The 22249-nt window shown below is 66.4% G+C and carries 18 protein-coding genes; 12 read left to right on the plus strand and 6 right to left on the minus strand.

What is annotated here, in order from left to right; translation table 11 throughout:
* Positions 1-204 precede the first annotated feature (204 nt).
* Positions 205-729: a GNAT family N-acetyltransferase gene (locus LFL96_RS14835; protein WP_280995967.1), complete on the plus strand. Its 525-nt coding sequence runs from the start codon at positions 205-207 to the stop codon at positions 727-729.
* A 34-nt stretch (positions 730-763) separates the two neighbouring features.
* Here the strand turns inward: LFL96_RS14835 and LFL96_RS14840 are convergent, their stop codons facing one another.
* The 3 genes from LFL96_RS14840 to LFL96_RS14850 all read right to left on the minus strand — a co-directional run bounded on the left by LFL96_RS14840 (position 764) and on the right by LFL96_RS14850 (position 5359).
* Complete coding sequence (locus LFL96_RS14840) at positions 764-1450, minus strand: DUF2968 domain-containing protein (protein WP_280995968.1); 687 nt, start codon at positions 1448-1450, stop codon at positions 764-766.
* Between the two features lie 231 nt (positions 1451-1681).
* Positions 1682-3445, minus strand: a complete 1764-nt coding sequence (locus tag LFL96_RS14845) for a type 1 glutamine amidotransferase (RefSeq protein ID WP_280995969.1) — start codon at positions 3443-3445, stop codon at positions 1682-1684.
* A gap of 129 nt (positions 3446-3574) precedes the next feature.
* Positions 3575-5359: a cation:proton antiporter gene (locus LFL96_RS14850; RefSeq protein WP_280995970.1), complete on the minus strand. Its 1785-nt coding sequence runs from the start codon at positions 5357-5359 to the stop codon at positions 3575-3577.
* Between the two features lie 240 nt (positions 5360-5599).
* Here LFL96_RS14850 and LFL96_RS14855 point away from each other — a divergent pair, with 240 nt between their 5' ends.
* From LFL96_RS14855 to guaD, 10 genes are all read left to right on the plus strand, one after another.
* Positions 5600-6286, plus strand: coding sequence for a DUF2848 domain-containing protein (locus tag LFL96_RS14855; RefSeq protein ID WP_280995971.1), 687 nt, complete (start codon positions 5600-5602; stop codon positions 6284-6286).
* A 13-nt stretch (positions 6287-6299) separates the two neighbouring features.
* Positions 6300-7652 (plus strand): MFS transporter, encoded by a 1353-nt coding sequence (locus LFL96_RS14860; protein WP_280995972.1) that lies wholly within the window; start codon positions 6300-6302, stop codon positions 7650-7652.
* Between the two features lie 70 nt (positions 7653-7722).
* Positions 7723-8403 (plus strand): GntR family transcriptional regulator, encoded by a 681-nt coding sequence (locus LFL96_RS14865; protein WP_280995973.1) that lies wholly within the window; start codon positions 7723-7725, stop codon positions 8401-8403.
* Between the two features lie 62 nt (positions 8404-8465).
* Positions 8466-9845 carry an amidase gene (locus tag LFL96_RS14870; protein ID WP_280995974.1) on the plus strand — a complete coding sequence of 460 codons (1380 nt, stop codon included), beginning with the start codon at positions 8466-8468 and terminating at the stop codon, positions 9843-9845.
* Between the two features lie 226 nt (positions 9846-10071).
* Entirely contained in the window at positions 10072-10581 is a 510-nt protein-coding gene (locus LFL96_RS14875; protein WP_280995975.1) for a disulfide bond formation protein B, read from the plus strand.
* 299 nt (positions 10582-10880) lie between these two features.
* The gene (gene xdhA, locus LFL96_RS14880; RefSeq protein WP_280995976.1) at positions 10881-12428 is read left to right on the plus strand and encodes a xanthine dehydrogenase small subunit; all 1548 of its coding nucleotides are present in this window, start codon (positions 10881-10883) and stop codon (positions 12426-12428) included.
* Complete coding sequence (gene xdhB, locus LFL96_RS14885; RefSeq protein WP_280995977.1) at positions 12428-14989, plus strand: xanthine dehydrogenase molybdopterin binding subunit; 2562 nt, start codon at positions 12428-12430, stop codon at positions 14987-14989. The genes xdhA and xdhB overlap by 1 nt, the downstream gene beginning before the upstream one ends.
* Before the next feature lie 102 nt (positions 14990-15091).
* Positions 15092-16105 (plus strand): xanthine dehydrogenase accessory protein XdhC, encoded by a 1014-nt coding sequence (gene xdhC / locus LFL96_RS14890; RefSeq protein ID WP_280995978.1) that lies wholly within the window; start codon positions 15092-15094, stop codon positions 16103-16105.
* Positions 16106-16203: 98 nt separating this feature from the next.
* Positions 16204-17277, plus strand: coding sequence for an adenosine deaminase (locus tag LFL96_RS14895; RefSeq protein ID WP_280995979.1), 1074 nt, complete (start codon positions 16204-16206; stop codon positions 17275-17277).
* Positions 17278-17380: 103 nt separating this feature from the next.
* The gene (gene guaD, locus LFL96_RS14900; protein ID WP_280995980.1) at positions 17381-18736 is read left to right on the plus strand and encodes a guanine deaminase; all 1356 of its coding nucleotides are present in this window, start codon (positions 17381-17383) and stop codon (positions 18734-18736) included.
* A 162-nt stretch (positions 18737-18898) separates the two neighbouring features.
* Here the strand turns inward: guaD and LFL96_RS14905 are convergent, their stop codons facing one another.
* Entirely contained in the window at positions 18899-20143 is a 1245-nt protein-coding gene (locus LFL96_RS14905) for an NAD(P)/FAD-dependent oxidoreductase (protein ID WP_280995981.1), read from the minus strand.
* A gap of 132 nt (positions 20144-20275) precedes the next feature.
* Between LFL96_RS14905 and LFL96_RS14910 the strand changes: the two genes are divergently transcribed.
* A complete protein-coding gene (locus tag LFL96_RS14910; RefSeq protein ID WP_280995982.1) occupies positions 20276-21022 on the plus strand; it encodes a class I SAM-dependent methyltransferase in 747 nt (248 codons plus the stop codon).
* Between the two features lie 87 nt (positions 21023-21109).
* Here LFL96_RS14910 and LFL96_RS14915 read toward each other — a convergent pair whose 3' ends face one another.
* Positions 21110-21556, minus strand: coding sequence for an excinuclease ABC subunit A (locus tag LFL96_RS14915; protein WP_280995983.1), 447 nt, complete (start codon positions 21554-21556; stop codon positions 21110-21112).
* 119 nt (positions 21557-21675) lie between these two features.
* Positions 21676-22158 (minus strand): signal peptidase, encoded by a 483-nt coding sequence (locus LFL96_RS14920; protein WP_280995984.1) that lies wholly within the window; start codon positions 22156-22158, stop codon positions 21676-21678.
* Positions 22159-22249 lie beyond the last annotated feature (91 nt).

Here is a 22249-nt window from a genome sequence, read left to right on the forward strand (position 1 = left end):
TGCGTCTTACCGGTTGCTCGACATGTTACCGTCGATGGCGCGATCGCGTCATGCACGGCGGCATGCCTACAAATTCATTACAGCCCGTTCAGCAAGGGCTTTTCGCGCATGACGCCGTGCCTGGCATCGCGCGTGACACATGGTTCGCACGCGTGTCGTCGCGATAGAATTTGCTGCCAGGCACTCTTCCTCGATCTCCACCCGATGCAATCCCCCCACGCTCTCTCCCTACGCAACGCGACCCTCGCGGACGCCGCCCTCATCGCGTCGATTCATAGCACCAGCTGGCAAGCCACGTATCGCGGCTTGCTACCCGATGCGTTCCTCGACGGCGAAGTCACGCGCGACCGGGCCGCATATTGGGAAGCGCGCTTGAGCGCACCGGGCGGCGAACGGCGCATCGTGCTGATCGCCGAACTCGAAGGCGAGCCGATCGGTTTCGTGTGCGTGGAGCGTCAGCCGGAATCCGCGTGGGGTGTGCTGCTCGATAATCTGCACGCGTTGCCGGGGTACCAGGGCATCGGCGTCGGCAAGCTGCTGATGCGCGCCGCGAAAGATTGGGCGCGCGAGCAAGGCGAAACGCAGTTGTATCTGTACGTGCTCGAAGGCAATGCGCCCGCGATCGGCTTTTACGAGCGGCAAGGCTGGCAGTTCGTCGGCGCGGAGCCGGATCATATGGGCGGCGTGGATATCACCGCGCTGCGTTATGTGTTCCGGCTGGACCGGTAAGCGGTAAGCGATGCGCGTGCGCTCACGCCTGTTCTCAATTGCGCGGCGGCAAACCCGCCTCGGTCTGTCTCTGCAGCTGAATCACTTCGCCTTGCACCTGCCGCAACTGCGCCTGCACCTTGTCCTTTTCCATGCGTAGCGCGGCGGCTTCACCTTGCGTCTGCCGCTGATAGTCGTCGACCCTCGCCTGCTGCGTGCGCGCGACGTTGAGGTCCGCCTGCAGACGTTTCGCCCGATCCGTCGACATCGCGATGATGTCTTCGAGGTACGCCTTCTGCGCCTGCAACTGCATGCGGCGGATTTCGACATCCGCGAGTTGCGCCGTCTGTTGCGCAAAACCGGCGTACATCGATTCGGCGCGGCTCGTGTCGTCGGTTCGGATGACGCGCCAGAAGTGTTTGTCCTGAAACAGCGCGACGTAATACGCCATCTGCCGCGGATAGAAAAACAGGCTCGCGCCGTAGCTGCCGTTGTAGGTGGTGCGCAGTTCGCTCAGCTTCGCGTCGTGAATCAGTTGCGTGAGTTCGGCGACGTTGCCCTGGGCGTCGGTTGATAGGACTGAAGCAGCCGTCGTGACCGATGCGGCGGATGCGATAGCGGCGCTCGACGCGTTGCGCGGCGCCGCCGTTTCGCCCTGCGCGGCCATCACGCCGCCGCCGGACGACAGCGCACACGACGCGGCGACCAGCACGGCTCGCCACATTAGTAAGGGATGCTTCATACGTGCATGCTCCATGCGATTCCAGAACAGCCGGGCATTATCGCGCGGATCAGCCGTCAAACGAAGCGTTCGGGCGTCGACGGAAAAGACCTTGGAGGGAGATGAAACGACCGCGCCGGCATTGCAACGAATGCCGCGCTCAGGATGAAATTTCGCTGGGGGTGTTGAGAAAAAACCGGAGGTTGCGCCCCGCCATGGGTACGCAACCTCGCACACGCTGTCAGCGCACAATCAGAAGCGCGTTTCGCGCGCCACGCGCAGGAACGTGTCGAGCAACGGCGTGCAGTCGAGCAGTTCCGGCCCGCCCGCGCGATGAAACTCCGGATGCCACTGCACACCCATCACGAACGGCGCGCGACGATAACGCACCGCTTCGATGATGCCGTCCGACGCCGACACCGCCTCGATATTGAGGTCGCGGCCGAGCGTCTTGACCGCCTGATGGTGGATCGAATTGACGATCGCGTCGCGCCGCCCCGGGAACATGTTGGCGAGCGTCGAGCCATCCGGAAAATGGATGCCGTGCCGATGCTGATCGTAGTTCTCGTTGACGTGCGCGCCGGCGGTCGGCACGTCGGTGGCGATGTCCTGATACAGCGTGCCGCCGAACGCCACGTTGATCAGTTGGCAACCGCGGCATACGCCGAGCACCGGCTTGCCCGATTCGATGAACTCGTGCAGCAGTTCCAGTTCGTACATGTCGCGCACGCGGTCGCCGGGCCACTCGTGGCTGGTCGCGCTTTCCGCGTACGACTGCGGCGACACGTCGGCGCCGCCCTGCAGCAGCAGACCGTCCAGATGCTTCGCGTAGTCGCGCAGACGGATATTGCTCGGATGCAGCATGCCTTGATGGCCGACCGTCGGAATCATGAACACCAGCACGTCGCGCGACATCACCCAATGCGCGATCGATTCCTCCAGGTATTGCAGCGTCTTGCCGCGTAGCCCTTTCGCGCCCGGCTCCGGATGGAAGATTCGCGCCGACACGCCGATGCGCAGCGTGCGCTGCGTGATCCGCTGCCCGGCGCGATCGAACAGCTGACGCGCGCGCGCCGCGATGATGCGGCCGAACACCGTCCATGCGGAATCGTTCTGCTTCAGATAGCGCGGCGGAGACGGCGGCAACGCGTTCGGCGGCGGCGGGTTCGAGGCGGTGAAATCGGGCGCCGCGCCGAATCCGGGCGGCGGTGCGCCGGCCGGCCGCTGCGCTGCTGCCGCAGCTGCACCCGCGGCGGCCGCTTCCGCGGCGACGGCCGCCGACGACGCGGATGCGGCGGAACCGTCTGCCGCGACGGTGGCGCTGTCCACGGGAATGACGGGTGCGGCCGGGGTGGCCTTGACTGCGCCGGTCAGCGGGTCGCTGCTGGCGAGCGTCGGCTCGGGTTTTGTTTGTTGAGACGCGGGCGGGACTGAAGCTGCTGAAGGTGCTGAAGGCGTGGAAGGTGCGGCGCTCTTGCCGCGTGCCGACTGCGCGTCGCGCGCCGCCCTCTCGTGCACTTCCGACTCCTGCTTCGCCGTCGATGCCGCCGCCGCGCTGCGCGCTTCGGCGGCATCGCGACGACGTGCGGCCTGCGGATCGGCCGGTGTGACGGCGGATGCGCTGTCGGGGTCGTCGGTGGACGAGCGCACGGCGGCTTCCTCGGCGGCGGCCTCGGTCGCGGCGGATGGCGTGACCGCATCCTTGACCGGAGACTGGATCGCATCTTCATGCGATGGCGGCAACGACGATGCCGGATCGGGCGGCGGCGCGCTGGGTGCCGGAGACGACTCGCCAGCACTGGCAGAACCCGACGCGGACGATGCCCCCGAAGGCGCACCGGAACGTCCCCCGGACGCCGCGCCGGAAATTGCACCCGACGGTGACGGCGCGGATGCAGGCGGGGTCGGCGTTGCAGTTGGAGAGGCCGACGACGGCGCGGGCGAAGGGGCCGGCGAAGCCGAAGGTGACGAGGGACTGCCGGGTTGACCGGCGTTTTCAGGTTTGTTTTCGCTCATGACAGTCAGACAGGCGCCTTCCACGCGAACGAATGAATATGCCCTGATTATCCGCTAGCGAGCCAGGCGCGGCAAACCCGCACACAATTGCTCACATTGTTGAGCCGGACGACACAATCCGCGGAGAACTCACTCGCGGTGCGGTTGCTGGTCCGCATGTTCGTCCGGCTGCTCGTCGAAGGTTTCGCGCAACGCGATCTGCATGGCCGCATGAATCTTCACGCACCAGCGCCACACCAGCGCCAGCAGCAAGGCCGCGCAGATCAATACCGCGACGAGCAGACCGGTTGGCGGCAAGATCCCGCCCGAGAGCGCGGCGAGCAGCAGGAACACGCCGATCATCGACAGCACCGGCACCAGATCGGAAATCGCGTAACGGATCGCGCGCGTGAAGCGGCCGGCCGTGGCCGGCTGAACGCTGACCTCGGCGAGCAGCAGCGCCAGCGACTTCGTCTTGCGATAGACCGCCACCAGAAACGGCAGCGACACCACCAGCGCCACGCTCCACAACACCACGCGCTGCAGCGGCTCGGCGTCGAGCCAGCGCGCGAGCCACGCGCTCGTATAAGGCGCGCTGTACGACACCGCGAGAAAGATCGCCGCGACCAGCGCCAGATTCACCGCGATCTGCACGAGAATGCGCCGCGTCATGCTGAACAGCGTCGGCTCGCCATTTCCGGTACTCAAGCTACGCAACCATTGCCCATACAGACCGAAACCGTTGGCGAGCGTGCGCGGCATCGCGCGCCCCAGGCGCTGCGTCAACGGATCGGCCGCGCGGATCAGATACGGTGTGAACAGCGTGGTCAACGCCGACACCGCCACCGCGATCGGATACAAAAACGCGCTCGTGACCTTCAACGTGAGCCCGAGCGACGCGATGATGAACGAGAACTCGCCAATCTGCGACACGGTCATGCCGACGCGCATCGCCGTGCGCCCGTCCTTGCCGGCGAGAAAGGTGCCGAGCCCGCACGACACGATCTTGCCGACGATCACCGCCACCGTGATCACCGCGATCGGCCATGCATAGTCGACCAGCACGGCCGGATTCAGCATCAAGCCGATCGTCACGAAGAAGATCGCGGAGAACGCGTCGCGCAACGGCGCGATCAGATGCTCGATGCGGTGCAGATGGCGCGACTCGGCCATGATCGCGCCGATCAGGAACGCGCCGAGCGCGATGCTGTAGTCGAGCTTGACGACCAGCAGACAGAAGCCGAAGCAGAAGCCGAGCACGGCGACCAGCAGCATCTCGTCGCTCTTCGCGCGCGCCACGTAATTCAGCGCGCGCGGCACCAGCAGAATGCCGACCACCAGCGATACCGTCATGAACAGCAGCAGCTTGCCCAGCGTCATCACCGCGATGCCGGCGCTCAACTGCCCGGTCTGCGCGATGCCCGACAGCAGCACCAGCATCGCGATCGCGAGAATGTCCTCGACGATCAGAATTCCGAACACCAGCTGCGCGAAGCTCTCGCGCTTCAGTCCCAGCTCGGAGAGCGCCTTGACGATGATGGTGGTCGACGAGATCGCCAGAATCGCGCCGAGGAACAGCGAGTCCATCGAACTCCAGCCGAACGCGCTGCCGATCTCGTAGCCGATCCACAGCATCAGCACGATCTCGGAGAGCGCCGCGACGATCGCCGTCGCGCCGACCTTGAACAGCTTGCGCAGACTGAATTCGAGGCCGAGCGAAAACATCAGGAACACCACGCCGAGTTCGCCTAGCGTCTGGATGGTCTGCTCGTCGTGAATCAGCTGGAACGGCGGCGTGTACGGCCCGATGATCACGCCCGCCGCGATATAGCCGAGCACCACCGGCTGCTTCAGGCGATGGAACAGCACGGTGACGACGCCGGCCAGCGCCATCACGACCGCCAGATCCTGAATAAAGCCGATGCCATGGTGCATGAACGCGTTCCTTACAGAAAGTAATCTCGAAAACGCAGTGTAGCAAAGGAACGTGGCACGCCGCGCGGGCTGGATCGCCCGGTCGGCGCGGCGTGCGCGCCTGACGGACGGCGTCACGGCGCGCCGGGGCGCGTAAGCGGTATGCAAGCGCCGCATCGATGCCAAACGATTTTTGACACGCTGGACACCTGTGAAATATCACAATAATATTTGCAGCATATTTTTATGCGGAGTCGAGTGATGCAGCAGGTGTCTTTCAACGTTGTAGACCGTCGCGGCGAGCGTCGCACCGAGACCGTCGAGGTGAACCGGCTGACCATCGCCGGCTGGGCCGGGCGCGACCAGGCGGCGATCGAGCATCACATCGCCGAACTGGCCGAGCTGGGCGTGAAGCGGCCGTCCACCACGCCGTGCTTCTACCGGCTTGGCGCGCAACTGCTGACGCAGGCAGGCGAAGTCGACGTGGTCGGCGTGAAATCCAGCGGTGAAGCCGAATGCGTGCTGTTGAACGCGGACACCGGCCTCCTCGTCACGGTCGGCTCCGACCACACGGACCGCGAAGTCGAGGCCTATGGCGTGACCGTGTCCAAACAGGTGTGCCCCAAGCCGCTCGCCCGCGACGCCTGGCGTTTCGACGACGTCGCCGGTCACTGGGACCAGCTGGAACTGCGCGCCTACGCGGTCAGCGACGGCGCGCGCCGCGTCTACCAGCAAGGCAGCGTCGCCGCACTGCTGCCGGCCGCCGAGCTGCTCGCGCGCGCGCCGCTCGATGCCGGCGCGGCGATGTTCTGCGGCACGCTCGCGGTCCAGGGCGGCATCGTCGGCATGCACGACGGCGACGCGCTCGAACTCGAACTGCACGACCCGATCCTGAACCGCACCCTGCGCCACGCCTACAGCGTGCGCGCGCTGCCACTCGTCGAATAAGGCGCTCCCCTTCATGAACCCCGCTCCGCACTCCGTCAGCGCCGACGCGTCGTCCGACGCCTGGCTCGAAGCCGCCGCCATCCGCAAGATCACGTGGCGCATCATGCCGTTCCTGTTTCTGGTGTACGTGCTGTCGTATCTGGATCGCGTCAACATCGGCTATGCGAAGCTGCAGTTCACCGGCGACCTGGGTCTGTCGAACGCGGCGTACGGGCTCGGGGCAGGGATCTTTTTCTTCGGCTATTTCGTGTTCGAGGTGCCGAGCAATCTGCTGCTCAAGAAGTTCGGCGCGCGCGCCACGATCGCCCGCATCACGATGCTGTGGGGTCTGCTGTCGTGCCTGATGATGTTCGTGCGCAGCGAAACGATGTTCTACGTGCTGCGCTTTTTCCTCGGCGTGGCCGAGGCCGGTCTGGTGCCGGGCGTGGTGCTGTATCTGACCTTCTGGTTTCCGGCCGACCGGCGTGCGCGGATGGTTGCGGTGTTCATGGCGGCGATTCCGGTCGCGGGCATTATCGGCGCGCCGCTGTCGGGCTTTCTGATGTCCGCGCTGCACGAGGCGCACGGCCTGCGCGGCTGGCAGTGGATGTTCCTGATCGAAGGCATTCCGTCGATCCTCGCCGGCTTCTGGGCGCTGGCCGTGCTGCGCAACACGCCGGCCGAAGCGGCATGGCTCAGCGACGACGAGAAGCGCGTGATACTCGGTCGCCTCGCGCGGGAAAACAGCGCGGCCGCGGCGGCCGGCGCCGAGCATAGTCTCTCCGTGGCGCTGCGCTCGGGCCGCTTCTGGCTGCTGACGCTGATCTACTTCTGCCTCGTCACCGGCAACGCGGGTTTCTCGTTCTGGCTGCCGCAGATCGTCAAGGATCTCGGCGTGACGAATCTCGTCACCAACGGTTTCGTCACCGCGATTCCGTATCTGGCGGCGGGCATCGGCATGATTCTGATCGGACGCTCGTCGGATATCAGCGGCGAGCGGCGCTGGCACTACGCGATGTGCTGCTTTATCGGCGCGGCGGGATTGCTGGGCAGCGCGTCCGTGACCAACTCGATTCCGCTCGCCGTCACCGGGCTGTCGATCGCGTATATCGGCATTCTCGCGGGCTTCGGCATCTTCTGGTCGATGTCGACGACCTTCCTGCAAGGCACGGCGGCGGTGGCCGGGATCGCGGTGATCAATTCGATCGCGAACCTCGCGGGCTATGTGAGCCCGTACGTGCTCGGCATCGTCAAGGACGCGACGCACAGCGTGACGTTCGGGCTGGTGTTGATCGCGGGCGCGCTGATCGTCGGCGGACTGGTGACGCTGATGATGCCGCGCGTGAAGGTGCAGCATGCGGCGGCGGTCGTGCCGGGTAGCGCGTGAGGGCATGCCCGCGCAAGCCGCGTAAAACCTTGCTCTACAATGCGGACGACATCGCCCGCCCGTTCCAGACATGACGCTTTTGCAGACCGACCGCCCTTCCCGCCCCACCCGCGACACCGGCGCCGCGAGCCTCGCCGAGCAGGCCTACGCGTTCGTCAAGCGCGAGATCATCACGCTGCGCCTGCGGCCGAGCGAAGTGCTCAACGAAGCCGAATTGATGGCGCTCACCGGCATCGGCAGAACGCCGGTACACCAGGCGCTGCACCGGCTCGTGCACGAAGGCATGCTGACCATCATGCCGCGCAAGGGCATCATGGTCCGCCCGGTGTCGCTCGACGACGTGCTCGCGATCATCGACGTGCGGCTCGTCAACGAAAGCTACTGCGTCGAGCTGGCCGCGCGCCACGCGCAGCAGCACGACTACGACGCGATGCAGGCGCTGCTCGACCGCTCGGCGGTGTGCGTGGCCGCGCACGACGTGGAGGGCATGATGGACATCGATCGCGAGTTCCATCTGGCGATTTCGGCCGCGTCGCGCAACCCCGTGCTCGCCGACATTCTGCGCGGACTGCATGAGCGGTCGCTGCGCTTCTGGTTTATCTCGCTGTCCGAGCCGCATCATCTGGAAGACGTGCACGAGGAACATCTCGAACTCTTCAACCTGCTGCGCGAACGCGATGCCGACGGCGCGCGGCGCTCGGTGCAAAAACACATCGAGGCGTTCCGCGCGACGCTGTTCAACCGGATCTGACGCTTCTCCCTCCCACCCGACCCCGACCGGCTCGCCGGTTCAACCGGATTCCCATCGACACCATGGCCACCGATTTCACGCCCTTCCCGCCCCTTGCCCAGCTCGCCGCCGACCTCGCCGCCGGCCGCACCACCAGCCGCGCGCTGGTGGAAACCGCGCTCGACCGGATCGCCGATCCGGCCGGCCAGGGCGCGGCGGTCTTCATGCACGTGGACGCCGACAACGCACGCGCCGCCGCCGATGCGCACGATCGCCTGCGCGCCGCCGGCACCGTGCTCTCGCCGCTCGCCGGAATTCCGGTCTCGGTGAAAGACCTGTTCGACATCGAAGGCCAGCCGACCCGGGCCGGCTCCGTCGTGCTCGCCGATGCGCCCGCCGCCACCGCGGATGCGGTGGCCGTCGCGCGTCTGAAACGGGCCGGGGCGGTGCTGGTCGGGCGCACGAATATGAGCGAGTTCGCGTTTTCCGGGCTCGGTTTGAATCCGCATTACGGCAACCCGCTGTCGCCGTACCGGCGCGACGTGAAGGGCGACGAGCGGATTTCGGGCGGCTCGTCGTCGGGCGCGGCGGCATCGGTCGCGGATGGCATGGCGGCGATCGCGCTCGGCACCGATACCGGCGGCTCGATCCGCATCCCGGCCGCGCTATGCGGGCTGACCGGCTTCAAGCCGACCGCCGCGCGCATTCCGAAACAAGGCGGCGTGCCGCTGTCGTCGACGCTCGACTCGTTCGGGCCGATCGGCGTGTCGGTGGCGTGCTGCGCGCTGGTCGACCGGATGCTGGCCGGCCTCGAGCCGCGCATTCCGGCGGCCCGGCCGCTCGAAGGCGTGCGCCTCGGCGTGCTGACCCACTTCGTGACCGACGGCGTCGAACCCGCCGTCGCGGCGGCGATCGATTCGTCGCTCAAGCACCTCGAAGCGGCCGGCGCGATCGTCACCGAAGTCCGCTTCGCGCCGCTCGACCGTTTCCCCGAGATCAACCGCTTCGGCTTTTCGCCGATCGAGGCCTATGCGTGGCACCGTCCGCTGCTGGAGCGGCATCGCGAGCAATACGATCCGCGCGTGCTGGTGCGTATTCTCAAGGGCCAGCCGGCCACCGCCGCCGATTATCTGGATCTGCTGGCCCAGCGTCAGGCCCTGCTCGACGAGGCGGCGCGGACGTTGTGGCAACGTTTCGACGCGGTGGTCGCGCCGACGGTGCCGGTGGTGCCGCCACGCGTCGCCGATCTGGTCCACGACGACGATGCGTTCGGCCGCACCAATGCGTTGATCCTGCGCAATCCGAGCGTGTTTAATTTCCTCGATGCGTGTGCGCTGTCGCTGCCGTGCCATCAGCGCGGGGACGCGCCGGTCGGCCTGATGCTGGCGGGGGCGCCGCACGCGGACGATGCGTTGCTGGCGATCGGGCGAGCCGCGGAGGCGGTGCTGAACGCGATCCGGTGAGCGGGGGGCGGGCCATTGGAGTCCGGCCAGGGCACGTTTTCGGGACTTCCGCGACACCACCGCAAAAAGGCGCCCGCGAGCGGTCCGCAAGCCGCCAGCACGCTGTTCAGCCCGTGCTCGGCACGCGTCTGACACGCCGTAATACGCGATAAGCGATGGGGCTGGGGTTCGCGCTAGAATCGCGGGCACCCGCCCCTTTTTATTTCCCGGAACAGCCACTCAACCCATGAATAACGACACTGCGATGCTGCGCCGCGAGCGCTCCCTGCTGGTCCTGCTTGGCCTGATTTGCGTCGCCCTCGTGGCCGGCGCGTTGTATCTGCAATATTTCCTGCATGAAGATCCGTGTCCGCTGTGCATCATCCAGCGCTATTTCTTCCTGCTGATCGCGACTTTCGCGTTCCTCGGCGCGCGTTTTAACAGCTGGCGCGGCGTGCGCCTGCTGGAAGTGCTGGCGGCGTTGTCCGCGCTGGCCGGCGTGCTGACCGCCGCGCGCCACGTGTACGTCCAGGCGAATCCGGGCTTCAGCTGCGGCTTCGACGCGCTGCAGCCGGTGGTCGACAGCCTGCCGCCCGCGCATTGGCTGCCGGGCGTCTTCAAGGTCGCCGGCCTGTGCGAAACGGCCTATCCGCCGATCCTCGGCCTGACGCTGCCAATGTGGTCACTGGTCGCTTTCGTGATCGCGTTCATCCCGCTGGCGCTGACGCTGGTGAAAAATCGCCGCCGCATCGCCTGAACGGTTCCAACGTATTAAATAAACGCCGGAATGCGGGCCACCTTGAACGGTGGCTCACATTCCGGCGTTTTTTTGCCCGAATTCCGGCAGATTCCCCTCCCCGCGCAACTTCCCGCCTTTCCACGGATCGTATTTAACTCATGACCGCATCCGAATAAGCGTCATGCGATATGGGAAATATTTTTGAGACCGGGTAGTGCTATCTTCGGAACTGGATGGCGATCTACGTGCGCGAGGCCGGCTTTGGCGCGACCCCATGCGTAACGCGCGCCCGGTCCGCACTGTCTTCTGGATTCGCCATGACATCGCAAACCATCCGCTTTTATCACCAGGGGTCCGTCCGTGAGGTCACGGGCGTCCCGGCGACGCGCACGGTGCTTCAGCATCTGCGCGAGGATCTGCGCTGCACGGGCACCAAGGAAGGCTGCGCGGAAGGCGACTGCGGCGCCTGCACGGTCGTGATCGGCGAACTCGACGCCCACGGCGAGCTGACGCTGAAAGCGGTCAACGCCTGCATCCAGTTCCTGCCGACGCTCGATGGCCGCGCCCTCTTCACCGTCGAAGACCTGCGCGCCGCCGACGGCACGCTGCACCCCGTCCAGCAAGCCATGGTGGACTGCCACGGCTCCCAATGCGGTTTCTGCACGCCCGGTTTCGTGATGTCGATGTGGGCGCTATACGAAAACCAGCCGGCCGCCGCCGGCCTGCCCACGCGCGACGAAATCAACGCCGCGCTGTCCGGCAATCTGTGCCGCTGCACCGGCTACCGGCCGATCGTCGACGCGACGCAGAAAATGTTCGACTACCCGCAGTACCCGCGCGTGACGCTCGACCGTCGCGCGGTCGCGGACACGTTGCGCGAGCTGCAACGCCGCGACACCTTCGAATATCGCGCGCCCGACACGCGCGGCGCCGCATTCGGCACGCCCGCCTTCCACGCCCCCGTCACGCTCGACGCGTTCGCGACCTTGCGCGCCGAACTGCCGCAGGCACGCCTGCTGGCGGGCAGCACCGATGTCGGCCTGTGGGTCACCAAGCAGTTCCGCGATCTCGGCGACATTCTGTATATCGGCAACGTCGCCGAACTGAAGACGATCGAGCGCGACGCGCAAACGCTGACCATCGGCGCCGCCGTCACGCTGGAAGACGCCTACGCGGCACTCGCCGTCGACTATCCCGAACTGGCCGAACTGTGGACGCGCTTCGCGTCGCTGCCGATCCGCAACGCCGGCACGCTCGGCGGCAACGTCGCGAACGGCTCGCCGATCGGCGATTCGATGCCGGCGCTGCTGGCGCTCGGCGCCGAAGTCGTGCTGCGCCATGGCCCGACCGTCCGCACGTTGCCGCTCGACGCGTTCTACCTCGGCTACCAGAAGACCGCGCTCGCGGCCGGCGAATTCGTCGCGGCGCTGCGCGTGCCGCGTCCGGCGAGCGATCTGCGCTTTCGCACCTACAAGGTGTCGAAACGCTACGATCAGGACATCTCGGCGGTGTGCGCGGCGTTTGCGTTGCACATCGACGAAAGCGGCTCGATCCGCCACGCCCGCATCGCGTTCGGCGGCATGGCGGCGACGCCGAAGCGCGCCGCGCAGACCGAGGCCGTGCTGAACGGCGCGACGTGGGACGAAAGCACCGCGCGTCAGGCAATGAACGCACTCGTCGCCGATTACCAGCCGCTCACCGATATGCGCGCGTCGAGCGCGTACCGGCTGAAGGTGGCGCGCAACGTGCTGTGGCGCTTCCATCTGGAAACGCGCGATGCCGCACCGCTCGCGCTGTTCGACGTGAATGCGTTCGCGTACGAAAGCAGCGCGCCGGATGACGCCGTTGCGAAGGAGCCGTCGTGATGAACCGCATCGAGGTGCTGGACGATCAGGCAGGTACGCAAGCCGTGAAGCGCGCAATGGAACTGGCCGGCAAGCTGGCGGAAGGCACCCCGCCAATGCAGCCGCAATCTGAAGCGCAAACGGACACGCAAGCGGACACCCAAGCGCAGCACGCCCGCGCGCGCGACATCGCGGCCACCGACGACACCGCGATCGGCGTCTCCCTGCCGCACGAATCCGCGGCGCTGCACGTCAGCGGCGAAGCCACCTACACCGACGACGTCGCCGAACTGCAAGGCACGCTGCACGCCGCGCTCGGCCTGTCGCGCCACGCGCACGCGCGCATCGTGTCGCTCGATCTCGACGCGGTGCGCAAGGCGCCCGGCGTGGTCGCGGTGCTCACCGCCGCCGACATCCCCGGTGAAAACAACTGCGGCCCGGTGCTGCACGACGACCCGATTCTCGCCGTCGACGAAGTGCTGTACCTCGGTCAGCCGGTTTTCGCGGTAATCGCCGAAAGCCATGAACTCGCACGCCGCGCGGCCGCGCTCGCGAAGAGCGACGACGTGGTCCGCTACGAACCGCTCGCCGCGATCCTCACGCCCGCCGAGGCGAAAGCCGCGAATCAGTTCGTGCTGCCGCCGCTGCACCTGCAGCGCGGCGATCCCGACGGGAAAATCGCCGCCGCGCCGCATCGGCTCGACGGCACGTTCGAGGTCGGCGGCCAGGAGCAGTTCTATCTCGAAGGTCAGATCGCCTACGCGGTGCCGAAAGAGATGGACGGCATGCTGGTCTACAGCTCGACCCAGCATCCGAGTGAAATGCAGCAGGTGGTCGCGCATATGCTCGACTGGCCCGCGCATAGCGTGCTGTGCGAATGCCGGCGGATGGGCGGCGGCTTCGGCGGCAAGGAATCGCAATCGGCGCTGTTCGCGTGCGTGGCGGCGCTCGCGGCGAAGCTGCTGCGCCGTCCGGTGAAGCTGCGCGCCGACCGCGACGACGACTTCATGATCACCGGCAAGCGGCACGACGCGGTCTATACGTATCAAGCCGGCTTCGACGACGACGGCCGCATTCTCGGCGCCCGCGTCGAGATCGCGTTGCGCGCCGGCTATTCCGCCGACCTGTCCGGCGCCGTCGCGACGCGCGCCGTGTGCCACTTCGACAACGCGTACTACCTGTCGGACGTCGACATCGTCGCGCTGTGCTGCAAGACCAACACGCAGTCGAACACCGCGTTCCGCGGCTTCGGCGGTCCGCAGGGCGCGCTGGTGATGGAGGTGCTGATGGACGGCATCGCGCGTCGGTTGAAGCGCGATCCGCTCGACGTGCGGCTCGCGAACTACTACGGCATCGGCGAGCGCGACGTCACGCCGTACGGCCAACGCGTCGAGGACAACGTGATCGCGCCGCTGACCGACGAACTGCTCGACAGCAGCGACTACCGCGCGCGCCGCGCCGAGGTCGCCGCGTTCAACGCGACGAGCCCGGTGCTCAAGCGCGGCCTCGCATTCTCGCCGGTGAAGTTCGGCATCTCGTTCAACGTGCCGTTCCTGAATCAGGCGGGCGCCCTGGTGCACGTCTACAAGGACGGCTCCGTGCTGGTCAATCACGGCGGCACCGAGATGGGCCAGGGGCTCAACACCAAGGTCGCGCAGGTGGTCGCCAACGAATTCGGCGTGCCGCTCGCGCGCGTGCGGGTCACCGCGACCGACACGTCGAAGATCGCCAACACCTCGGCGACCGCCGCATCCACCGGCAGCGATCTGAACGGCAAGGCCGCCGAAGCCGCCGCGCGGACCATTCGCGCGCGGCTCGCGGCACTCGCGGCGCAACAGCTCGGCGGCACGGCGGACGAGGTGCGCTTCGCCAACGGCGAGGTCAGCGTGAACGGCGGCGCGATGCCGTTCGAGCAACTGGTGGGCGCCGCGTATCTGGCGCGCGTGCAGTTGTGGTCGGACGGTTTCTACACCACGCCCAAGGTGCACTGGGACGCGAAAACGCTGACCGGTCATCCGTTCTACTACTTCGCGTACGGCGCGGCGGTGTCGGAGGTCGTGATCGACACGCTGACCGGCGAGTGGAAACTGCTGCGCGCCGACGTCTTGCACGACGCCGGCCAGTCGATCAATCCGGCGATCGACATCGGCCAGGTGGAAGGCGGTTTCATCCAGGGCATGGGCTGGCTCACCACCGAGGAGCTATGGTGGAACCGCGACGGACGTTTGATGACGCACGCGCCGTCCACCTACAAGATTCCCGCGGTGAGCGACACGCCCGCGGCCTTCCACGTGCGGCTCTATCAGAACCGCAACGCCGAGCCGACCGTGTTCCATTCGAAGGCGGTCGGCGAGCCGCCGCTGCTGCTGCCGTTCTCCGTGTTTCTCGCGATCCGCGATGCGGTCGCGGCCGCCGTGCCGGAGGCGGACGAAGCGCCGCCGCTGCGCGCGCCGGCCACGCCCGAGGCGATTCTGGATGCGCTGGACGCGTTGCAGGCGACAGCAAGCGCAACGCCGGTCGCCGCAGGCACCACCCACGACGCCGCGCCCCCGCACGAACCGACGCTGAGCCGAACGGATTGACGCGCAGCACCCGAACCCGCGTCCGACGCGACACGAACGCATCGGACCACCCTCAACCGGCCGCCCGGACACCCCGCGCGGCCACGTATGGAGAACCGCCGGATGCAAGCCTGGCTACCTGAACTGCAACACCTGCTCGCGCACGGCGACGCCGCCGTGCTGGTGACGGTCGCACGCGTCGAAGGTTCGGCGCCGCGCGAGGCCGGCACCAAGATGATCGTCACGCGCGAGTCGGCGAAATTCACGATCGGCGGCGGCCACCTCGAATGGAAAGCGATCGAGAGCGCGCGTCAGGTGCTGCGCGACGGCATGCGCGCGCCGCACATGCGCCGGCTGGAGCGTTTCGCGCTCGGCCCGAGCCTCGGCCAGTGCTGCGGCGGCGCGGTGATCGTCGCGTTCGAACGCCTCGATGTCGGCGATCTCGGCTGGATCACGTCGCTGGCGAAGCGCGTGGCCGCCGGCCAATCGACGGTGCGTAGCGTATCATTCGGCCCCGCACCGGATGCGGTGATGCTGTCCGACCCCGAGCCGGGCGTCGACGGCGCCGATTGCCTGTTGTGGGACGGCGCCGGTTTCGACGACAGCGGCGCGCTGCTCACCGAGACCATCGCGCCAGGCGACTTTTCGGTCGTGCTGTTCGGCGCCGGCCACGTGGGTGCCGCGCTGGTTCGCGTGTTCGCCACGCTGCCCTGCGCGGTGCGCTGGGTAGACGAGCGCGACGCGCAGTTTCCGCCCGCGGACACGCTGCACGCGCCCAACGTGCGAATCGATCCGAACGACGCGCCCGACGAAGCCATCGACCAGGCGCTGCCGAATACGTACTTCATCGTGATGACGCACAACCATGCGCTCGACCTCGAACTGGCCGAGCGCATTCTGCGGCGTGGCGATTTCGCGTTCTTCGGCATGATCGGCTCGCACAGCAAGCGCAAGCAGTTCGAACACCGGCTCGCGGCGCGCGGTCTCGACCCCGCGCTGATCGGGCGGATGAAATGTCCGCTCGGCGTGGACGGCATCGTCGACAAGTCGCCGGAGATCATCGCGATCTCGGCGGCCGCGCAGGTATTGCAAGCCGTCGAGGCGAATGCGAGTCTGCATCACGCGCACGCGGTCTGACAGGGTTCGACACCCCGCGCCCTGTCCGACAGCCATCGAGCAGCGGCGCCCGCATCCGGCGCGAACCGACTCCAACGAACTCCTGACCGACCATGACCATGACGAACACGAACCCTGCAAGCCCGGCAACGGCAGCAACCCCGACGCCGCTCGCCGACAAAGCCGCGCGCGCGCCGAAGGCCGAGCTGCACATTCATATCGAAGGCTCGCTCGAACCCGAACTGATTTTCGCGCTGGCCAGGCGCAACGGCGTGAAGCTCGCATACGACTCGATCGACGCCTTGCGCGCCGCGTACGCGTTCACCGATCTGCAATCGTTCCTCGACATCTACTACGCGGGCGCGAGCGTGCTGCTGCACGAGCAGGACTTCTACGACATGACGATGGCGTACGTGGAACGCTGCCTCGCCGACAGCGTGATTCACAGCGAGATCTTCTTCGATCCGCAGACGCACACCGAGCGCGGCGTGCCGATCGCGACCGCGGTCGCCGGCATCGAACGCGCACTCGCCGAGGCCGAACAGCGCGGCATGACCAGCAAGCTGATTCTGTGCTTCCTGCGCCATCTGTCCGAGGAAGACGCGCTCGCCACCTTCGAGGAAGCGCGCCCGCTGTTCGAGCAGTACCAACATCGCCTGATCGGCGTCGGACTCGATTCGTCGGAACGCGGCCATCCGCCGTCGAAGTTCGAGCGCGTGTTCGCGAAGGCGCGCGAGCTCGGCCTGAAGCTCGTCGCGCACGCGGGCGAGGAAGGGCCGCCGTCGTACATCTATGAAGCGCTCGATCTGCTGAAGGTGGATCGCGTCGACCACGGCGTGCGCAGCATCGAAGACCCGGCGCTCGTCACGCGTCTGGCCGACGCGCGCGTCGCATTGACGGTGTGTCCGTTGTCGAACCTGAAGCTGTGCGTGTTCGACGACATGACCCAACACACCTTGAAGGATCTGCTGGATCGCGGCGTCGCCGTCACGGTGAATTCCGACGATCCGGCTTATTTCGGCGGTTACGTGAACGCCAATTATTTCGCCATCATCGACGCGTTGAAGCTCAACGATGCCGAGGTCTACACGATCATCCGCAACAGCTTCGAAGCGTCGTTCGTCACGCCCGGGCAACGCAGCGAACTGATCGCGAAGCTCGACGCGCACTGGCACCCAGACGGCCCGCACTGACGGGCTGACGTATAGCAGCCGGCGGCGGCTCGCAGCTCTCTGGAGCGCTCTTTCGCACCGTCGCCGCGCTGTTCAGCTTCCCACAATCGGAGACGGTTTTTCCATGACTCAATCGGCTAAAGCAGGCCAATCGGCATTCCGCGCGCAACTGCTGACTTTCAACGGCGATCCCGCGCAATCGCCCAATGCGGCGGTCTTCAACGAGGACGGCTTGCTGATCGTCGAAGACGGTCATGTGGTCGCGGCCGGCGCCTATGCGGCGCTCGCCTCGCAACTCGCGCCCGGCACCCCGGTGCAGGAAATGCGCGACAAGCTGATCGTGCCGGGTTTCATCGACACGCACATCCACTATCCGCAGACCGACATGATCGCGTCGCCGGCGCCGGGTCTGCTGCCGTGGCTCGACACCTACACGTTCCCGACCGAGCGCCGCTTCACCGATCCGGCGTACGCGCGCGACACGGCGAGCTTCTTCGTCGAGGAACTGCTCGCATGCGGCACCACCACCGCGCTGGTGTACTGCACGGTCCACAAGGAATCCGCCGACGCGCTCTTCACCGAGAGCGAAGCGCGCAATCTGCGGATGGTGGCCGGCAAGGTGCTGATGGACCGCAACTGCCCCGAGTTCCTGCGCGACACCGCGCAATCGGGCTACGACGACAGCGCCGAGCTGATCGGACGCTGGCATAACCGTGGCCGCCAGATGTACGCGCTCACGCCGCGTTTCGCGCCGACCTCGACCGAAGCGCAGCTGGAAGCGTGCGGCGTGCTGGCGAAGGAGCATGCGGACATCTTCATCCAGAGCCACGTCGCGGAAAACACCGACGAAGTGAAGTGGGTCGCCGACCTGTTCCCGGGCCACCGCAGCTACCTGGACATCTACGACCACTACGGCCTGCTGCGCCGCCGCGCGGTGTACGGCCACTGCATCTACCTCGACGAGGAAGACCGCAAGCGCATGGCGCAAACCGGCACGGTCGCATCGCACTGCCCGACCTCGAACCTGTTCCTCGGCAGCGGTCTGTTCGACTTCGACAAGGCCGACGAAGCCGGCCTGCCGATCGCGCTGGCCACCGACGTCGGCGGCGGCACCTCGTTCTCGATGCTGCAGACCATGAACGAAGCGCACAAGGTCGCGCGTCTGACCGGCCATCATCTGACGGCCACGCGCATGTTCTATCTGGCGACCGCCGGCGCCGCCGAAGCGCTCGACCTCGCGGACAAGGTCGGCACGCTGAAGCCGAAGTCGGAAGCCGACTTCGTCGTGCTCGATCCGCAGGCGACGCCGCTGCTCGCGCGCCGCACCGCGCGAACCGAATCGCTGGAAGAGTTGCTGTTCGCGTTCGCGCTGCTCGGCGACGACCGCGCGATCTACGAAACCTACGCGGCCGGCAAGCGCGTGCATCGCCGCGACGACGTGCGCGTGCACGCGCCGCGCGTGGCGAAGATCGCAGCGTGATCGCGATGTGACGATGTGACGATGTGGTGACGTGATGCTGACATGCACGCGGCCCGTGACAGATACAGGCCGCGCGCATGGAAAAACGGCGCTTCAATGCAGATTGAAGCGCCGTTTGTCTTTCCGGCGAGACGAGCGGACGAGTGCGAACGGGAAGCGCGCTCACTTCATCGTGCAGATCTCGTGCAATGCATTGAGCCGCCGCACCGGATCGGCCACATAGGGATTCGACTCGTCCCATGCGTAGCCCGCCAGCACCGCGCTGATCATCCGGCGGATCGACGGCGTCTGGTCCGGATAGAAGATGATGTCCTGCAACGCGCCGGTGTACCACCGCTCGACGAACGCGCGGAACGTATCGATACCCTTGCGCAACGGCACATCGTAGGCGGCGGACCAGTCGATCGATTCGCCGTCGAGCTGCCGGTTCAGCGTCTGCACCGCGAGATGCGCGGAGCGCAGCGCGATCGTCACGCCCGACGAAAACACCGGATCGAGAAACTCGCCCGCATTGCCGAGCAGCGCATAGCCCGGCCCATGCAGCCGCTCGACGTTCGCCGCATAGCCGCCGATATGCCGCACCGGCATCAGGAACGGCGCCTCGCCGATCAGGCGGTTGAAGGTCGGTTCCTGCCGGATCAACGCGCGCAGCTTCGCATCGCGCTCCGCTTCGGGCACGTCGAGAAAACTCGCCTCGGCCACGCAGCCCACCGACGAGCGTCCGCCCGCCAGCGGAATCATCCAGAACCACACGTCGCGGCGCTCCGGATGCGTCGCCACGCAGATCTTGTTGCGATCCGTGACGCCGAACGGAATGCCGTCCTGTACGTGCGTGAAGATCGCCGCGCGGGTCGGCATGCGGGTCGGCGCTTCGAGATTCAGCAGACGCGGCAGCACGCGGCCGAAGCCGCTCGCGTCGAGAATGAAACGCGCCTCGACCTGGTACGCGCGATCGGCTTCGTCGAGCACGTCGACGAGCGGCGTGTCGCCCGTATGCACCGCGCGCACCGTGTGCCCGAAGCGCACGTCGGCGCCCTGCCGTGCCGCGCAGCGGATCAGGATGTCGTCGAAGGTCGCGCGTTCCACCTGGTAGGTCGTGCCCCAGCCCGGCGAATGCTTGTCGCGGAAGTCGAACGCCGACGACTGGTCGCGATAGATGAAGTGCGCGCCGTTCTTGTATTGAAAGCCCGCCTCGACCACGGCCTGCAGCATGCCGGCCTCCTCCAGGTAGGCCATGCTTTGCGGCAACAGGCTCTCGCCGATCGAGAAGCGCGGGAAATGCTGCCGCTCCAGCACCAGCACGGAACGGCCCGCTTTGCGCAGCAGCGCCGCCGCGACCGCCCCCGCGGGACCGGCGCCGATGATCGCGACATCGACGGTCGTGCGCTCTGACATGTGTTTGCTCAAGTTAGCCTCAATCGTTTGTTGCCATGCGCAGCGTTACGCTGCATCCTTACTTCTCGTTACAATCACCCGCCAGACGCCTCGACGCTCGTGCACCCGGGGCAGCGAAAAACAATATCCGCCGCGGAGTCCAACGTGTCGCCATCCGAGTCATCCAGCGTGCCTGACGCGCGCAAGGTGCCCTACGTGCCCGAAACGGCCTTCGGCATCTGGTTCCTGCGTACCTACACGTGGGAACACCACGTTCTGCGGGTCGCGATCAACGACCTCAAACGCCTGATCGATACGCCGCTGCCGGCAGCGCCGGTGATCGCCGACGTCGGCTGCGGCCAGGGCATCTCGTTCCGTCTGCTCGCCGACGCATTCAAGCCGCAGCGCATCGTCGGCATCGATTTCCACGAGGAATCGCTGGCGCTCGCGCGCAACGCCGCCGGCGCCTGCCGCGCGCAATGCGCGGACATCGACGTGCTGCACGGCGACTGCGCGCAGTTGCCGTTGCCCGATGCGAGCGCCGACATCGTGTTCTGTCATCAAACCTTTCACCACCTCGTCGAGCAGGAGCGTGCGCTCGCCGAGTTCCGCCGCGTGCTCAAGCCAGGCGGCGTGCTGCTGTTCGCCGAATCCACCGACGCGTACATCAAGTCGTGGGTGATCCGGCTGCTGTTCCGTCATCCGATGCACGTGCAAAAGAGCGCCGACGGCTACCTCGACATGATCCGCCAGGGCGGCTTCAGCTTCGGCGAGCGCAACGTGTCGCTGCCCTACCTGTGGTGGAGCCGCGCGAAGGACTTCGGTCTGTTCGAACGGATCGGCCTGACCCATCCTCAACCCGGCAAGCGTCGCGAAACGCTGGTCAATGTCGCGGCGGTCAAGACCGCGTGAGCGAGACCACCTGAGCGAGACCGCCCGGTCGAAACCGTTCGGAACGCGGCGGCCGTGTTGCGCGCCGCCGCCTTTGTCCAGCCCTGCTTACTTCGCGCGCAACGTCACCACGTCACCCGTCAACGCCACACCCGCAATAACCGCACCCGCGCCGCAGGTGTACTCGGTCGCGCTCTCGCGCACTTCGTTCTTGTAGTTGCTCTTGATGTTGATCACCGCGTTGCCGCCTTCCTTGCGCGCGCGATCCTGCAACTCGATCACCGCCGACAGGAACACGTGCTGGCACGCTTCCAGATCGCTCTTGCCGAACGCATTGGTCTTCTTGTTGGTGGCGAAATTACCCATGGTTTTCGCCACCGACGGATGACGCTGGCCCGCGAAATACAGGCCAATATCGCTGCCGACCTTGCCCGGCTCGCTCTGCAAGGCCTGGTCGACCGGATAGTTGGCGACCGTGTCGCGGGCGAATGCCGGTGCGCTGCCCAGCGTGGCGAATGTGGCGATCAGTGCTGCAAACATCATCTGGCGTTTCATCGAGACTCCTTCGTCGTTATTGTTGCTATGGTGAGTTCTATTTCACTTCGACTGACTTGACTGCATTGCACGGCTTACTGCCTACTGCCTGATTCGGGCTACCTGCCATTCCGGCTGATTTAGTTGTTGCCCAGCACGACCAGTTGCCCCTTCACCGCGACGGCCGCGGCACTCGGACTCACACCGCAGGTGAAGTCCGTCGACGAGTCGGTCTCGGTGCTATGGAAACGCGTGCTCACGTCGATCACCGCATTGGCCTTGCGCTCCAGCGCCGCAGCGCGCAGCTTGCGCACCGCCTCGGCGAGCGCCTCGTGGCACGCGCCTTCCGGCGTCGCGACCTTGCGAGCGATGCGCACCGAGAACGACACGTCGCCGAGACGGCTCGTCACCGCCGGATGATCCTGCCGGCCGAAATACACCTGCACGCTGTCGGCCGGCTGTGCGCCGTCGGCGTTCGGTTTCGACGGTGCGCCCAGATGCACCGGGCCGCCGCCGGATTGCCCGCCGGCCGCGTTCAACGGCACCTGCGTGACTTGCGTCGCGCAACCGGCCAGCGTCAGGGACGCGGCCGTCAGCGCCGCTGCTAGATACGTCGTTTTCATTGTTATTGCCCTCGGTTTTTTATCGAGTGTTTATCGGGTATTCATCGATCCCGCGGCTCGCTACGTCAGCCGCCTCTTCGCTCTTCAAACG

The sequence above is a fragment of the Paraburkholderia sp. D15 genome, assembly GCF_029910215.1.
Classification (GTDB): domain Bacteria; phylum Pseudomonadota; class Gammaproteobacteria; order Burkholderiales; family Burkholderiaceae; genus Paraburkholderia.

Bases quoted from the DNA above. Each gene is read 5' to 3' on its own strand.
- LFL96_RS14835 (WP_280995967.1), top strand. From the start codon at position 205: ATGCAATCCCCCCACGCTCTCTCCCTACGCAACGCGACCCTCGCGGAC.
- LFL96_RS14840 (WP_280995968.1), bottom strand. From the start codon at position 1,450: ATGAAGCATCCCTTACTAATGTGGCGAGCCGTGCTGGTCGCCGCGTCG.
- LFL96_RS14845 (WP_280995969.1), bottom strand. From the start codon at position 3,445: ATGAGCGAAAACAAACCTGAAAACGCCGGTCAACCCGGCAGTCCCTCG.
- LFL96_RS14850 (WP_280995970.1), bottom strand. From the start codon at position 5,359: ATGCACCATGGCATCGGCTTTATTCAGGATCTGGCGGTCGTGATGGCG.
- LFL96_RS14855 (WP_280995971.1), top strand. From the start codon at position 5,600: ATGCAGCAGGTGTCTTTCAACGTTGTAGACCGTCGCGGCGAGCGTCGC.
- LFL96_RS14860 (WP_280995972.1), top strand. From the start codon at position 6,300: ATGAACCCCGCTCCGCACTCCGTCAGCGCCGACGCGTCGTCCGACGCC.
- LFL96_RS14865 (WP_280995973.1), top strand. From the start codon at position 7,723: ATGACGCTTTTGCAGACCGACCGCCCTTCCCGCCCCACCCGCGACACC.
- LFL96_RS14870 (WP_280995974.1), top strand. From the start codon at position 8,466: ATGGCCACCGATTTCACGCCCTTCCCGCCCCTTGCCCAGCTCGCCGCC.
- LFL96_RS14875 (WP_280995975.1), top strand. From the start codon at position 10,072: ATGAATAACGACACTGCGATGCTGCGCCGCGAGCGCTCCCTGCTGGTC.
- xdhA (WP_280995976.1), top strand. From the start codon at position 10,881: ATGACATCGCAAACCATCCGCTTTTATCACCAGGGGTCCGTCCGTGAG.
- xdhB (WP_280995977.1), top strand. From the start codon at position 12,428: ATGAACCGCATCGAGGTGCTGGACGATCAGGCAGGTACGCAAGCCGTG.
- xdhC (WP_280995978.1), top strand. From the start codon at position 15,092: ATGCAAGCCTGGCTACCTGAACTGCAACACCTGCTCGCGCACGGCGAC.
- LFL96_RS14895 (WP_280995979.1), top strand. From the start codon at position 16,204: ATGACGAACACGAACCCTGCAAGCCCGGCAACGGCAGCAACCCCGACG.
- guaD (WP_280995980.1), top strand. From the start codon at position 17,381: ATGACTCAATCGGCTAAAGCAGGCCAATCGGCATTCCGCGCGCAACTG.
- LFL96_RS14915 (WP_280995983.1), bottom strand. From the start codon at position 21,556: ATGAAACGCCAGATGATGTTTGCAGCACTGATCGCCACATTCGCCACG.
- LFL96_RS14920 (WP_280995984.1), bottom strand. From the start codon at position 22,158: ATGAAAACGACGTATCTAGCAGCGGCGCTGACGGCCGCGTCCCTGACG.